The 16,686-nt window shown below is 37.8% G+C and carries 9 protein-coding genes; all 9 read right to left on the bottom strand.

Annotation, left to right across the window (positions count from 1 at the left end):
- Nucleotides 1-128 precede the first annotated feature (128 nt).
- The 9 genes from WFZ86_RS09015 to WFZ86_RS08975 all read right to left on the bottom strand — a co-directional run bounded on the left by WFZ86_RS09015 (nt 129) and on the right by WFZ86_RS08975 (nt 16,677).
- Entirely contained in the window at nt 129-1,388 is a 1,260-nt protein-coding gene (locus WFZ86_RS09015) for a glycoside hydrolase family 5 protein (RefSeq protein ID WP_342691634.1), read from the bottom strand.
- A 120-nt stretch (nt 1,389-1,508) separates the two neighbouring features.
- Nucleotides 1,509-3,005 (bottom strand): cellulase family glycosylhydrolase, encoded by a 1,497-nt coding sequence (locus WFZ86_RS09010; RefSeq protein ID WP_342691633.1) that lies wholly within the window; start codon nt 3,003-3,005, stop codon nt 1,509-1,511.
- Nucleotides 3,006-3,087: 82 nt separating this feature from the next.
- Complete coding sequence (locus tag WFZ86_RS09005; protein ID WP_342691632.1) at nt 3,088-5,316, bottom strand: glycoside hydrolase family 3 C-terminal domain-containing protein; 2,229 nt, start codon at nt 5,314-5,316, stop codon at nt 3,088-3,090.
- A 57-nt stretch (nt 5,317-5,373) separates the two neighbouring features.
- Complete coding sequence (locus WFZ86_RS09000) at nt 5,374-6,951, bottom strand: GH39 family glycosyl hydrolase (protein WP_342691631.1); 1,578 nt, start codon at nt 6,949-6,951, stop codon at nt 5,374-5,376.
- Nucleotides 6,952-7,024: 73 nt separating this feature from the next.
- Nucleotides 7,025-9,034, bottom strand: a complete 2,010-nt coding sequence (locus WFZ86_RS08995) for a glycoside hydrolase family 97 protein (RefSeq protein WP_342691630.1) — start codon at nt 9,032-9,034, stop codon at nt 7,025-7,027.
- An 82-nt stretch (nt 9,035-9,116) separates the two neighbouring features.
- Nucleotides 9,117-11,516 carry a glycoside hydrolase family 31 protein gene (locus WFZ86_RS08990; protein ID WP_342691629.1) on the bottom strand — a complete coding sequence of 800 codons (2,400 nt, stop codon included), beginning with the start codon at nt 11,514-11,516 and terminating at the stop codon, nt 9,117-9,119.
- Nucleotides 11,517-11,641: 125 nt separating this feature from the next.
- Entirely contained in the window at nt 11,642-14,125 is a 2,484-nt protein-coding gene (locus WFZ86_RS08985) for a glycoside hydrolase family 2 TIM barrel-domain containing protein (protein WP_342691628.1), read from the bottom strand.
- A 118-nt stretch (nt 14,126-14,243) separates the two neighbouring features.
- On the bottom strand, nt 14,244-15,098 hold the full coding sequence (locus tag WFZ86_RS08980) for a hypothetical protein (protein ID WP_342691627.1): 855 nt from the start codon (nt 15,096-15,098) through the stop codon (nt 14,244-14,246).
- Nucleotides 15,099-15,120: 22 nt separating this feature from the next.
- Entirely contained in the window at nt 15,121-16,677 is a 1,557-nt protein-coding gene (locus WFZ86_RS08975; RefSeq protein ID WP_342691626.1) for a RagB/SusD family nutrient uptake outer membrane protein, read from the bottom strand.
- Nucleotides 16,678-16,686 lie beyond the last annotated feature (9 nt).

Below are 16,686 nucleotides of genomic sequence, written 5' to 3'. Positions count from 1 at the left end.
TAAAATATAAAGTATGACACTATTTTGTTTTGATTGCTTATATGTAAATCAATAAAAATTTTAATGTATCAACTGTAAATAAAATAAGATTCAAATCTAAAAAATTATAAACTTGAATCTTATAAAAATTACTTCAAACCATCCATCAAAGCGGTTAAAGCTTGTTGATCAAAAACAGTGTTATTACTTCTATTAAAAATTCCAAAACCATTATTAGTTATACTACCTTCATCCCAATAAAAAGGGATTATACCATTTAGTTTTGCTTGTTTGACTACATATTTTAAATAATAAGCCCTAGCCGCCAAATGTTGAGTTAAATTAGTTCCAGACAATGAAGATCTTCGGATAGCCCCAAATTCCCCCATAATAACAGGGATACCTTTATCTACAAACTGAGTTTTCATTAATTTAAAATCAGCCGATACAGCAGTTTCTTCACCCCAAGTAGCATTTCTACTCGTATCTGTAGTAGATTTAAAGCCATTCCCCCAGTAATAAAACATTTTCCCCCATGATTCATCAGCAGTCATACCACAAAATTGCCAAGGAGCATAATAATGTATTTCCACCATCATACGGCCAGGCGTACTATCTGTAGGCAAAGATGTCATTAATTGATTTGTTTTAGGAATATCAGTTCTCGGTCCTTGTATAATCAATGTTCTATAGGTATTTTTTCCACCAGTAGATCGAACCGCATTAATAAACGTTTGGTGGTAGGATTTCAAAACTGCCATTTGAGTGGCATCATCCACATTAGGTTCATTGGTACTAGCAAAAAGCAACAAACCATTAAAATCACGTAAATGCGTAGCTATTTGCTCCCAAAACGCTTTTTGTTTTTCATTGTTTTCAACTTGTTTGGCAGTAGTTACGTTGTTTTCAAGCCAACCACCGTCCCAATGCACATTTACGATAGCATACATACCATTGTCATTGCAATACTTAACAACTTCTTTTACTCTATTGAGCCATTCTAACTTAATTTGAGCAGTAGTAGTACTGGCTAAATATTGGTTCCAAGAGCATGGTATTCTAACGGCGTTAAACCCTTTACTTTTTACTAAATCAATTAATGCTTTGGTAACTTTTGGATTACCCCAAGCCGTTTCACCACCTGTAGCCTCTAAAGTATTACCTATATTCCAACCAATTTTGATTTTGGATGCAATGTTTACCGCATTACTACCCATACCATTTGCGTCTGGAGGCAACGGATTAGTATTGAAACTTGCAAATTTTGCAGTCAAATTATTATTTACAGCAACCGATTGGTTAGCTACTACAGCCTCTTCTTCGCCAATATTCTCTTTGGTACAAGCATAAGAGAAAACAATTACAAGACAGAGAAAAGCGGCTCCGAAATAAAAGTCTATTTTTTTCATAAATACAATATTTTGGGTTTCAAAAAATTTGAAATCAATTCTTCAAAACCAGTTAGTCATTTACTAATTATTTAAACAAAAGCACTTAAAACAAAGAATTTTAAGTGCTTTTGAAAAGGATTATTTTAATCCGTCTTGCAAAGCTGTTAAGGCCTGCGCATCGTATACTGTATTGTTAGTACGATTGAATATCGTCATGGTGTTAACCCCCATAAAACCAGCATCCCAGTAGAAAGGAATCATACCATTAGCTTTGGATTGTTTCACCACATATTTTAGGAAATCAGCTCTAGATTTAAGATGTAAAGTCAATGCATCACCTGTTAAATCACGTTTGATGGCTCCAAACTCACCAAGAATGACTGGAATTCCTTTGTCTACAAACTGTGTTTTCATAGATTTGAAAAATTTATCAACATCTGCTTCTTCTCCCCAAGTTGGATTACGCTCTGTATCGGTAGTAGAATGATTTCCAGCTCCCCAATAGTAAAACATTTTACCCCAAGATTCGTCTTTAGTCATCAATGTAAATTGGTAAGGATAAAAATGAACTTCAGCCATCATACGATTCGCCACCTTATCTGTAGGCAAAGTCGTCATCAACTTATTGGTTTTTTCGATATCAGTATCAGGACCTTGAATGATTAAATTACGATAAGCATTTTTACCACCTGTAGAACGTACAGCATCAATAAATGTTTGGTGATAAGAATTTAGAACCGCCATTTGGGTAGCATCTGCAACTTTAGGTTCATTGGCACTAGCAAAAAGTAAATGTTCATCAAAACCTCTCAATTGTGTAGCAATTTGTTCCCAAAATGCTTTTTGCTTGGCGTTATTTTCGACTTTTTTAGCCTCGGTACAGTTGTTTTCTAACCAACCACCATCCCAATGGATATTAACGATTACATACATATCATTGTCTACACAATACTGCACCACTTCTTTTACTCTCGCCAACCAATCAGCTTTTATCTGTGCCGTCGTGCTATTTGCTAAATACTGATTCCAAGAACAAGGGATTCTAATTGCATTAAAACCATTGGCTTTTACAAAATCAATCAAAGCTTTGGTCACTTTAGGATTACCCCATGCTGTTTCGCCACCGGTCGCTTCCAAAGTGTTTCCGATGTTCCAGCCTAGCTTCATTTTACTAGCTAATTCTGTTGCATTACTACTCATTCCCGTTGCATCTGCCGCAATTGGATTCGTATTATAACTAGGGTATAAACTCGCACTTGCCGCTTGGGTTACGGTAACCTTAACATTTTTTTGCGCATTACCATCCATCACAAAAGTAAGAATGGCTTGGCGTGCTGAAGTTGTTGTATTGGCGGTAACATTGATCGTAACTTCTTGACTTTGCAAAGAAGAGCTTGTAACCGATAGCGTACACCAAGCTTGGTCAGAAACAGCAGCCCAATCTTTACCAGTCATAGTAATGGTAATGGCTGCACTTCTACTAGATTCCGCAATTGAAACACTAGTTGCACTAGAAGTGATTGTTGTCTCAGTAGGAGTTGGATTGGTAGGAGTAGTATCTCCCTCATCTTTACTACATGAAATTCCAATGAAAACTAATAAAGTGAGTAGGGTTTTAATAAAATTATTTTTCATATGTTTTAAGAGTTATTGGTTAGCGTTTATATATAATATGTCTTTTATATATTTAATGTTTTTGGCAATTTTATAAATGCTTTTAGTTAATAGTAATTATTGCTTGGTTTGAATTATTTCTAGAAGAATTCCCTACATGCAACGTATATTTTCCAGGTTCAACAGTCCATTTTTTGTTAGTCACATTGTAGTATGCCAATTCTTTTACAGGAATTTTTACTGTAACCAGTTGCTCTCCTCCAGCTTTAACCCCTACTTTTTGGAATCCTTTTAGCTCTTGAGCAGCTCGACTGATTTTAGAATCAGATTTAGTTGCGTAAATTTGTACGACTTCTTTTCCGTCAACTTTTCCAGTGTTTTTTACCGTTACTGAAACTGTAATTGTTTCGGTTGGTTTGTATTCTTTTTTGTCGGTTTTAGCCGTATCAAAAGCAAATGTGGTGTATGATAATCCGTAACCAAATGGATAAAGTGGTGCAATTTTTTTGGCATCAAACCAACGGTATCCTACCAAGATTCCTTCCGCATATTGCACCGTTTTGTTTCCAGGGAAACTATTCGTAGCATGTGCAGGAGAATCCATAATGTTTTTTGGCATGGTCCAAGGTAATTTCCCAGAAGGGTTAATTTTTCCTAACAATACATCAGCTAAAGCATTACCACCTTCAGAACCATTGAACCAACTCCATACTAATGCTTTGGTATTTTTGGCTACCTCCTGAATATCAAACGGTGCCCCAGCTACCATAACTACAATTGTTCTTGGGTTCACTGCTAAAACTTTTTTAATCAATTCTTCTTGACCAAAAGGCAGTTTCAAACTTCTTCTATCCGAAGCTTCGGTTTCGTAATCGCGATTAGAACCTGCAAAAATGATGGCTATATCAGATTTTTTGGCTGCATCGATGGCTTCTTGTAATTTGGCAGGGTCTAATTGGTCAATAGTCACAGGACCATTCAGGGTGATGTCTCCTAATTTTCCTTTATTTTTTTCGTCATAACGTTCCAAATATCCTTCGGCATAATTGATTTGGATAGCAGACGGCAATCGGTTTTTCAAACCTTCTAGAGGTGTAATTTCTCTTTTAGTTTTTACCCCAGCACCAAAACCTCCTAAAGCATTTTTCTTGGTGGCATTGTTTCCGATTACAGCAATCGATTTAACGCCATCTAATTGTAAAGGCAAAGCGTTATTTTCGTTCTTTAATAACACTATATTCTCAGAAGCGATTTTATAAGCGTCTTGATAATGCGCTTCGGTTGCAATACTTCCTTTTACACGGTCTTTACCACCCATTGCTTTGACTTGGAATAAAGTGCGTAAAATTCTCTTTACATGGATATCGATTTCTGCTTCTGAAATTTCGCCTGCTTTTACAGCTGCTATTAATTTATCGGCTAAGAAAAATTCATTGAACGGTTTTGGTGTTCCCATCTCAATATCTAAACCGCTTTTTAAAGATTTTACTGTAGTGTGAACTGCCGCCCAATCTGAAACTACAATCCCTTTGAAACCCCATTCGTCACGCAAAATTTTATTGAGCATATAGTCATTTTCACATAGGTATTCGCCTCTAAACTTGTTGTAGGCACCCATAATGCTGTATGCTTTTCCTTCTTTGACAGCCGCTTCGAAAGCGGGTAAATAAATTTCACGAAGTGTACGTTCATCAATCTGCACATCTACAAAATCACGATTGGTTTCTTGATTGTTGGCAGCAAAATGTTTAACACAAGCCATCACATCATTATCTTGCAATCCTACCACCATAGGAACCGTCATTTTTTTATTCAAAAAAGGGTCTTCGGTCATGTACTCATACGTTCTTCCCCCCAAGGGTGTCCTAACAATGTTTATGGCTGGCGAAAGCAGCATGTCTTTGCCTCTAGCTCTCAATTCTTGCCCTACACTATTCCCGAAAGTATAGGCCATTTCTTGATTCCAAGTAGCAGCCAATCCACCTGCGGCAGGATAGTACGTTGCAAAATCATTCGTTAAACCAGCGGGAGCCCAACTATCTCGTGAAATTTCTTCGCGCACACCCAATGGACCATCGGCCATTTTTAGTTCTGGAATACCCAAACGAGGTACGGCTCCTGTTGAAAACATACTATTACCGTGAAGCATGCCAATTTTTTCTTCTAATGTCAATTGCGACAGTAATGCATTGATTTCTGCATCATATTCAGTACCGATTTCCTTTCCTTCATAGATTTTAGTATCGGCTGTAGCAACATTTCCTTCATTTTTACATGAAGTAAAGGCGATAAATGCAATCGCTGCTAATAAGTGAATTAATTTCTTTTTCATAGGTCTATTTTTTTGTTTTTGGATGGTTAAAAATTAGTTTCTAAGCCTAATTAATGATTAGCGTTTCACCAATTTTAGCAAGAAGACATCATTTTCATGAAGATCAAAATCTCTCGTTAAAATCCCTTTGGCATCAACAGAAACTGTTGCCGTTGCTATGGGTGCTCCATTGTTGTTTTTCTTTAATACATCGACTTGTTGTGTAGTCAATTGTTTGGGTTGGTTCATGGCCAAATAATCGGTAAAGACATCATTTTGCTTGTAACCCACTTTATAGACTTTTAAATCGTATTTACCTTCTTTCAATCCAGTCAATTCCACCTTTACTTTACCTTTCAATTTTGCAGGCAAATCTTTGATGTAATATTGTTGGTTGTTGATGCTATTTTCTGGAAGTGTATATGTGTAATCCCAAAATAAAACTTGAACATCTCCCGCTTCATTTTTGGTAGTCCATGAAGAAGTATCAGTATTTTGGAGTGTAGTTGTTCCTAATTGGTTCAAAAAAGCATACGAAAAGTAGGCAGGTTTTTTTATACCTTGTGTGTTCAACAATCCAAAACCTCCGTGAAAAGGGGTAAATCGAGGGCCAGCTTCTTCAAAAATATCGGTAAAAACCCAATACGACATGGAGTTTGCAGCATTCCTCACTTGTTTTAATTTTTGAAGAATATAGGCCGCCGAGTGATAACTATCGTGAATAGGATCGGCGGGTGTGTACGAAGAGCTCCATTCTGTGTAATGCAGTTCTAATTTTGGCATAGCCGAACTAGCAATCTGCTGACGAGAGGTGATTACTTCACCACTTATGCTCGATTCCTCTTTATTCAACACTGTTCCCGAGGTACCAAATTCATCCAAAAAACCTTGCTTTACCCCATAAGTATGGGTCGAAATAAAATCTAATGGCACTTTATTTTTGGCACAAAACTCTATCGTTTCTGGAACCCAAGCTGCACCTGCTGTAGCAGGTCCACCTACTTTGTAAGCGGAATTTACACTTTTTATGGCGCGTGCCGTGTATTCATATAATTTGAAATATTCCTCTTGGGTGCCTGACCAAAAACCAGGAGATAAATTTGGCTCGTTCCAAACTTCAAAATACCAAGTTTTTACTTCCTCAACACCGTAACGATCTGTAAAATGTTGGGTTAAGTTACGGATGAGCTCTTCCCATTTTTTATAATCTTTTGGAGGCGTTACATTGCCTTTCCACCAAAAAATGGTTTGACTTCCACTGGCCAAAGCCGATGGCATAAAACCTAATTCGACAAAAGGTTTTATTTTGATACTCAAAAGAAAATCATATAAAGCATCGATATATTGATAATTGTATTCTGGATTTCCTTTCGAATCTTCCCGATACACTCCCATATCATCGGTTAACAAACCATGCATTCGAATGTACTTGAAATCGCACTCTTTTTTTACCATTGCCAATTGCTGTTGCCAATCGGCACGCAAACCCTCATTGGCTCGACCCGCTCCAATACATTCTTTGAACATAGTATTCAATACTCCTTCTGTTTTATTATAATCGACTTTTATGGTTCGAATCACAGCAGGATTTTGACCAAACAAACTAGAATTGTTTAGAAATAATAGAATAAATGCTATTGCTGAAAAATGCTTCATATGAAATTATTTTTTCAATAGTTGTATCAATAAACTCAACCGTTTTTAAAAACCTAACGGGTTGAATTTTCAGTTATATTTTTTTAAAACGCACGGCACCACCACCTGCACCACCTAAATTCAAAGTAAGTACATCCGAAGCTTTTACGGTTTTCTTTGAAATCGCTACTCCTTCAGGATTGTTTTTTTGATGGGTTCCTTCAGCATCTACATAAATCTGCGCTTCATAAGTTGCCTTTGGGTCTAAGAATGACAATGAAACTTCTACTTTTCTTGGATTTTCATTGGTTAAAGTTCCCAAATACCAATCGGCACTGTTTCTATCTTTTCTTACAGTTGTGATGTATTCTCCAATTTTTCCCTCTAGCACCTTCGTATCCTCCCAATCGGTTGGAACGTCTTTTAAGAATTGTAAAGCTGGTTTTCCTTCGTAGTTTTCGGGAAGATCGGCCAGCATCTGAATTGGAGAATAAATAGTAACATACAAAGCCAATTGCTGCCCCACCGTTCCTTGAATTCTTTTGCCTGGATAGCCTTGTTTTACTTCTACATCAAAAATTCCGGGAGTGAAATCCATTGGTCCAGAAAGCAATCTCGTAAACGGAATAATACTTAAATGATTAGGCGGATTCCCTTCGCTCCACGCATTGTATTCCTGTCCTCTTGCAGCTTCTCTAGAAACCATATTCGGATACGTGCGACGCTCTCCAGTATCTTTAATGGATTCATGATACAAAACAGCCAAATCATACTTGGCCGCTTTTTCTAAAATGTATCTGAAATAGTTTACTCCAAATTGGCCAAAGTGCATTTGTTTCATATTCAATTTAGAACCTACGTGACCAATTTTAACCGTGTGAATGCCCAACTTTTTATACAAAGCAAAACCTTCATCAACTTCTTTTAAGTAGTTTATTAAGTTAGAACCTGTTTCGTGATAGCCTATTAACTCAATATTCTTTTGTTTTCCGTAAGCCACTACTTTCTCTAAATCGAAATTGTCTGCATTTTTTGTAAAACTGAACATGTGCATGCGGTTTTCATACCAACCGGGCGTCCAGCCTTTGTTCCAACCCTCAATCAATAAATGATGAAAGCCTTCTTTGGCGGTAAAGTCAATATATTCTTCGGCGTGTTTTGTGGTTGCTCCTTGTTTCTCACTTTCCCAAAAAGTGTATTTCCCAATGTGCATTCCCCACCATATTCCTAAATATTTATAGGGTTTAAAATAGGTATTGGTGTTTTTTAATTTGTTGGGTTCATTCAAATTCAAAACCAAGTAAGACGTAATCAAATCTCCAGGTTGTTCTCCAATTTGAATCGTTCTCCATGAAGAAGTAAAGCTGTCTTTTACGCGCACTTTTACCCCATCTGCCCAAGGCACCAAATCCGATTTTAGTTCGGTTCCTTTGGTATTGACCAAAGTCATGCTCGCAAAATCTATCAGGTTGGCTTCGTGAAAACTCAATGCCAACCCACTTTTACTTTCGATAGTTAAAGGCGTTAACACCGTGTCTAACGTACTTACCGGTGCATCTTTGAACAAATATTCGTCACGGTTTTCTCTGTTGGCAGGAATCCACCAAGCTTTTCCATCTTCTTTTAGATTGAAAGTTGTTTTTTCATCCATAATGAAAATACTGTCTTTCACTTTTTGTTTGGGATATACGTATCTGAAAGCGATACCGTCATCAAAAGCACGAAACTGAATTTGTAATTTACGTTTGTTCCCTGTTTTTTGTTGTAAATCGACTACTAACTGATTGTAGTGGTTTCGGATATTTTTCTTTTCTCCCCAAACTTGCTCCCATGTTTCATCAAAAGAGGATGTTTTTACATTTTTAACTTCAAAATTAGAGCTGAAATCTTCATTCCCTTTCAATAAAAACCCCATCGTTGAAGGTGAAATCACTTCGGTTTTTCCGTGAGAAACAGTATATTTTGGAGCATTATTTACTAACTCAAATTTTATTTTGTTTTGACCTCCAGGCGAAGCCAATTCATAGGATGTTGTCTTTTTGCCTTGTGCATAACCCATACTAAGGGATAGAAGTACGGTAGATAGGAGCAATTTATTTTTCATTGTTCATTATTTTAAGCAGTTAAATTATCGAGAGTGGTAGCAACCAAGAACCACCCTCGATCTAAAAACCAATCCAACTTATTTATTTTATCCACTCGGTTTTGAAAGTGGTTTTTCCGTTTAGTGCATTTGAGTTGACTTCTCCCTCGTTTCCTTTTTTCACAACTGTTATCGTTTCTACGGCATCGGTTCCTGGTAAGAAAACTTTGGCTGTAGCCGATGTAGTTGCATCAGAAGCATATACTTTTAAGGTCAATTTGCTCCAATCCATATCTTTGGTAGATTGTGCCAAAGCAATATGAGGAATCGCGGCTCCGTCTCTTACCAAAACTACGATAGGTACTTCGCCCGCTTTAATCTTATGCCATCCGCCTTGGTATACTTTTTTGGTTTGATAATCAATCCAAGTTCCTGCAGGTAAGTATACGTCTCTTTCGGTCACTTCTTCAAACAATGGAGCGACCAACATACTTGACCCAAATAAGTACTCATTATCGACCAACCAAGCTCCAGGATCATTTGGATATTCTACAAATAAAGCGCGCATCATAGGTAATCCTTTTTGTGAACTTTCTTTGGCTTGAGCATAAATGTATGGCATCAATTCGTAACGCATGTTGTCTGCTTTTCTAAATCCTTCTAAGAATTCTTTACTGTACAACCACGGCTCTCTTGGAGGCTCGCCGTGACTTCTAACATGTGAGGTAAACATTCCGAATGGCGCCCAACGGCGGTATAAATTTTCTGGTGATTTGGTCGCAAATCCTCCCACGTCGTGACTCCAAAAACTGAATCCGCTTAATCCTAATGACAATCCACCTCTTAATTCAGCCGACATCGCTCCATTTGTAGTTTCGGCATCGCCTCCCCAATGCAATGGATAGCGCTGGCTTCCAGCCCAAGTACTTCTGGCCCAGATTAAGGTATATCCTTTTTCTTTTTGAGTAACCTCGGCAACCGCTTTGTTGTAGCGCAAAGGATACAAGTTGTGTTCATAAAAACCAGTACGTCCTGAATGATAAATTCCGTCTGGTGGTGCTGCTTCTCCAAAATCTACTTTTATCACTCCCACACCTTGATCAAATAAATGTTTCAATTTGGCTTGATACCAAGTTACCGTAGCTGGATTAGAAAAATCTAAAACCGCATCTTCATACGGAAGATTGCCTTTACGGTCTCTAACGGCAAGATTTTTATCCATGATTTCGTTGAACAAAGTATTCTTTGGTGTAAAATAAGGCAATTGCCACAAGCATACCTGAAAACCATCTTTTTTCAAATCGCTCATCATTTTTACAGGATCTTGAAAACGCGCTTTGGCAAACTCATAATTGTTTCTCCAATCAACATCGAACCAGCCCGTATCAAAATGAATTACATCGGTAGGTATTTTGTAAGCGCGTAAATCCTTGGCTACTTGTCGGCCTTCTTTTTCTGAGAAATACGTAATACGACTCATCCAAAACCCAAAAGACCATAATGGAGGCATAGCCGCTTTTCCAGTCAGGTTGGTGTATTCGTCTAAGATTTCCTTAGGCTCACCAATGAAGAAAAACAAATCCGCTTCGTCATCACCAATGTACATTTCGTTGGCACTAGCATAATATTTTCCAAAATCAACAGTAATGGGAGTAGAATGATGCATAAAAACTCCATACCCACGGCTGCTCATATAAAACGGAACGGGTTTGTACATGGTTTCGTTTTGAATTCCATTGGCATCATCAGTCCATAAAACAACTTTTTGTCCGCGTTTATTGAATTGGGTAAACGATTCTCCACAACCAAATATTTTTTCATCAGGCTCTAAGCTAAAAGCAGCGCCCATACTTCTAGAATAATCGCTGTTTCTGCGTACATACGAAAAAGGTAGTGTTGGCGTGTAGGTGTTTTTAAAATCAGTATCATGTAGTGTACTGGTGAGTAGTTTCCCTTTTTGGTCATAAATTTTCACATGCCAAGGCTTAGACAAAATTTCTACAGCACCATAAGGACTGGTGTATTTGAAACCGCCTTCAATTTTTGAAAACTTCCATGACTCTGGATGATTTGGAGCCACGCCATTAATTAACATCAAAGACTCTTTTTCTGGATGAAATTGTGGTCCAGAAGTCATTTTGATTCGCAAGGTTCTGTCTGAAACAAACTGAATTTGAAACGGTAATTCTGGTGCCACCTCATATTCTGTTGTAGGAAACTCATTAGCAGGAACTACTCCTGGTTTCATCATCATGTTATTAAACGCCTGACGCGTTTGATACGTATTTCGGATGTATTTAATGGTTCCTTTTCCTGTGGCTGGATCAAAATTGGTCAGCTCATCAGCAAAATAAAAAGTATTGAGATAATTCTGAAAATCTTTGCTGATGTCTATCGGTGCATTCAGTACGTCCGCATTTTGAATTTGAGCTGAGGCTTTTGGCATCAAAACAAATCCAAGCACGGCCATCGAAAACAATGCTTTTAGTGATGTGTTCTTCATTGGTTAATAATTCTTAATGTTAGTTTTCCTGCGAGGTTTTCAAAACTTCGCAGGTTTGCATTTTTATTATCTTTTGCTAATTAATAAATACCTACAAGGTTTTGAAAACCTTGCAAGAACTGTGCTTATTCAGTTGATATTACTATTGTCGCTTGTTTAAGTCCATTCGCTTTGGCAGTCAATTCTAGTTTATCGGATGTAGTACCTGATTGAATAATCACTAAGCATTTTCCAGCCAAAGCCGTATGTTTTGTTCCTTTATAAGATTCATGACTTACGGGATCACCACTACAAACGCTAACAATCTTTCCGTTTCCTTTTAATGAAAAATGGATTTCATTTTTGGCATTTGGAGCCAAAGTTCCTTTTGTGTCCAAAATCGAAACAGTTACAAATGACAAATCGTTTTTATCAGCTTTGATGGTGCTTCGGTCAGCTTCAAGTTGTAGTTGATAGGGATTTCCTGCTGTTTTGATTTCTTTTTCTAAGACTACTTTTCCGTTTTTACGCGAAACAGCTTTTAAAGTTCCTGGCTGAAAAGGAATCCTCCACATAACACGCAAATCGTCTCCTTTTTTACTTCTAGTCCCTACTGATTTTCCATTTAAAAATAATTCAACCTCATCGGCTTTGTTATAGTACGCCCAAACATCAACATTTTGTCCTACTTTCCAGTTCCAATGCGGAAAAAGATGCAAAACGGTTTGGTCTGTCCATTCGCTTTGGTACATATAATACACGTCTTTTGGGAAACCCGCCAAATCTACAATTCCGAAATAAGAACTGATCGATGGCCACTCATAAGGGGTTGGTTCACCGATATAATCAAAACCGGTCCAAATGTACATCCCAGATAGGAAGTCGTATTTTTTGATAATTTTCCAAGTCGCTTCATGTGTAGAACCCCAAGGAGCTTGAACTTGGTCATACGAGGAAACGGTATTTCCAGGATTTCCTTCCGTAAATTTAAGATCCCATCGTACAGGCCATTTTTTTAGACTATCCGAAACGGCATCATAATATCCTCTAGTGGCTAAAGCCGAAGTTGTTTCGGTAGCAATAAAAGGAATTCCTGGGAAATTCTTCTGATGAAATGCATAGGTTTGATGCGCATAATTGTATCCAATAATGTCTAATGCTCCCGAAGCAGCAATCGTATTGTATTGCACCTTTGCTTTATCAAACTGTAATGTCACCTCATCAATATTCATATTTACGGGTGGATTCATGGCCGCTGTAATAGGGCGAGTCTTGTCGTACTGACGGGTAATGGCTGCAAGTTCTTTAGCTATTTTAGCGCCACTTTCGTCCCATTGTTGTGGAATTTCATTTCCGATACTCCACATAAAAATACTGGCGTGATTACGATCGCGCAACAATTGATCAATTAAGTCTTGCTTGTGCCATTGGTCCCAATCATTGCCGTAATCGAATGGGGTTTTGGTTTTCTTCCACATGTCAAAAGCCTCGTCCATGACAATAAATCCCATTTTGTCACAAAGATCTAAAAGCTCAGGAGCTGGAGGGTTATGCGATGTTCTGATACCGTTGACTCCCATATTTTTTAAGATTTCTAACTGGCGTTCAATAGCGCGTGTGTTGATAGCAGCACCCAAAGGACCTAAGTCATGATGCATGCAAACACCTTTTATTTTTACTTGTTTGCCATTCAAAATAAAGCCTTTATTAGCATCAAACTTAAAACTCCTAACCCCAAATTGGGTGGTATATTGATCTACAATTTTATCGGCTACAACTACTTCTGTGATTGCGGTGTACAATTCTGGAGTGGCAACAGACCATAAAATTGGGGTATCTATAACTGTTTTTTGTTGAATGGTTTGACGTGTATTTGCTACAATGGTGATATCTTGGGTAACCGAAGTTACTTTGGTGTCTTCCTTATAAATAGTAGTAGTGAGTGTTGCTTTTTGAGCGGTTCCATTTTGATTTTGCACGGTAGTTTCAAGCTGTACCGTAGCTTGTTCATTGGTTACTTTTGGAGTGGTAATATACGTTCCCCATTGAGCAACGTGTAATTTATCGGTCGTTTCTAACCAAACGTTTCTGAATATTCCTGATCCAGAATACCATCTGGAGTTGGGTTGTTTTGAATTGTCAACCTTAACAATAATTTCGTTGTTTTGATCTCCGTAGTTCAAATAAGGAGTAAGTTCATATTGAAAACCAATGTATCCGTTGGGACGTTTTCCTAGATAATGTCCGTTGATCCAGACTTGGCTGTTTCGGTACACACCATCAAAAGTAATTGTGGTTATTTTGGTACTATCTTGAGCAGCGACTTTAAAGGTTTTTTTATACCAGCCTAAACCTCCGGTAAGCGCTCCACCACCATATCCTGCTGGGCTTTTTTCGTCAAACTTTCCTTCGATGCTCCAATCGTGAGGCAAATCTAAACTACGCCAAGCAGTGGTAGTACTGATGGTATCGTTGTCTTTGAGACTATCGTTTAAATGAAAACTCCAATCCGAATTAAAAGAAACCTTTCGATCGCTAAAAGCTTCGTTTTTTTTACCGCAAGCTCCTACCAGAAACATGCCTATAAGTAGGACAAGTAATGGACTGCTTTTATATTTTCTTTTATTCATGATCTGAATGTATAATGGTATTTTTTATTTTATCGCTGATATAAACATACCGATAAGTGGTTTCATTCACTTATCGGCTGTTCATTCAAATAAAAACGTAACTAACTCAAATAATTATTTATTTAGCAATCAAATGATAAATCAAGACTTGACCATCGGCTCTGATGGCGGCATAACTCAACGTTGTAGCCGTAAGCTCTACCAATCGAACATTTGAGAAACTAAAACCAGAGCTCCAGCTGTTTGCTGGGCCAGGATGCAACATTTCTAAACCTCCATTAAGAATGATTCTATCATTGGTAAAATCAGCGGTTCTGTTATAGCTAAAAGTTCCTTTTTTAGTAGTTTTGACCGAAGAATTAACCTCTGTTGATGTTTGCACTACGGTTACATTATAGCCACCATTTAAGTTAAAGGTAATTTCACCCCAATCTTTGTCTTCGATTCCAGCCCAAGAAATATCAGAGAAATTAGGATACCAATTCCAATCTCCTCCAACAGTACTGTTGATGTACCCAGGACCTACAAATTCCATAGGCGCCGACATTTTTAGTATCCAAGTTTTACCATTTACACCATTGGTTAGTAAATCCCATTTTGGATCACTAAATAAGGTTAAATCATTTTGGCTAATCACTACTTTTTTAGGTTCAGCCACTACAATTCCACCGCGAGTATAAGCAGTGAAGTTTACATAATAAGTTCCTGCAAATGGTAAAGCAATGTCTTGTATTTTGTTCGTATTAAAATGCCCCAATTCATTACCTAAAGCATCGGTATAACTCCAATATGGAATAACATCCATATCCAAATTCTCTAAGGTCATGGAGTTACTTTTGGCAGTTACCGTAAATTTTAAGTCTGCCGCAGTTTTGGTTATGGCAGGCAAGCTATTTCTATCCTCTACTGGCTCGCAAGAAAACACGGATCCTAAAGTTATTATAGCTACTAATATGTGAAGTATACGTTTCATAATCGTTTGTTTTTTGAGTTAATTACCAACCTGGATTTTGTGTCATCGCACCGTTTGAAAGTAGGATTTGAGATTGAGGCAACGGAAACCAACCCAATGTTTCTGTTCTGTACGTCACATTAAATGTTGTTCCTGTTCCTGTATTATCGATAGCAGCTTTTGCTACATCTACACCTTGTCTAAGCAAGTCGAAATAACGAAGACCCTCAAGAGCTAATTCTAAACGACGCTCTTCCATAATATTGGTTTTTGTAGCCGTAACGCGATGTGTATTATCTTTGTAAGCACGGTCGCGTACTCTGTCTAAACAAGTTTGGGCAAAAGCAAGATTGGTATCCAAGTTTAACTCAGCAGCCATCAATAGCGCATCGGCAAAACGAATTACCGCATAATCCTGCACGTTATCAATTTGGAAGTTTCCTGTTCCGTGTTCATTGGTTACAGGACAATATTTTTTCCAAGCATAACCTGTGTATTGACGTTGTTCTCTAGCCACAGGATCAAAACTTAATCCTTCGCCAGCAAAATCAATAAACGAAGCGGCTTTTCTGGTATCTCCAGTGCCATACGCATCAACTAATTTTTTATTTACTGTTGCGCCTCCCCAACCTGTTCCGTAAGGTCCAATGTTTCCACCACGAGGAGCAATAAGTACTTGGAAGCGGTTGCCTTCGTGAAGATTCCAATCTCCTTTTCCTGAACCGTTGAATCGTACAGCAAAAACCATCTCCGTATTGTCTTCTCCAGCAAATTGACCGAAAGAAGCTGCTAACCATAGTCTAGCATAATCTGCTACTAAACCATGTCCGCTATTGTTTACTGCATCATTGATGTAAGTTACCGCTTGTGCTTTAGAAACGACACCCGCTAAATCTGCTTTTTTGTAATATCCTGTGTAGAATAAAAACGTTCTAGCAATATAAGCCTCAGCCGCCCATTTGGTGATACGACCATAATTGGCATTTCCAGCTTGAGAGTAATTTTCGGTCCCTAAATTATCGGCAGCAAATTTCAAATCACTAGCGATTAATTTATAGGTTTCCTCGGCAGAACTTCTTGGAGAATAATACTCTGCTGTTTTTAAAGTATGATCTAAAGCTACAATGTCTCCAAACATTCTGGCCAACTGAAAATGGAAATGTGCTCTAAGAAATCTAGCTTCGGCTTCGTATTTGGTTTTTAGTGCGGTATCGGTTCCCCAATTTACTTTATCCAAATTTTCTAATAAAATATTGGCTCTATAAATTCCTTGGTAACCCGTTTTCCAAGCTGTAGCATTCATGTCTTTATCTGTAACAAACAAGAAACGATCCCATTCTAGATCTCCTTGTCCATCGGCAATTCCGTATCCTCCAAAACAATTATCCGAAGCAATTTCGCTAGTAAGTAAGGTATTGCCATAGCCTTCTCTTTGTAGAATATCATAAACCGCTACTAATCCTTGAAAAGCATCTTTGGGTGTGGAATAAAAATTCTCCGTAACTAATTCAGTATATGGTTCATTCTCTAAGAAATCGTCAGAACAAGATCCTAGTGCAAACAAACCTGATACTGCGAAAAGATATATATATTTTTTCATGACTTTTAA

Origin of the sequence: Flavobacterium polysaccharolyticum (genome assembly GCF_038739875.1) — a bacterium.
Lineage (GTDB): Bacteria > Bacteroidota > Bacteroidia > Flavobacteriales > Flavobacteriaceae > Flavobacterium > Flavobacterium polysaccharolyticum.
Note: the sequence above shows the minus strand (reverse complement) of the source record. Positions and strands in the feature narration are given on the sequence as shown.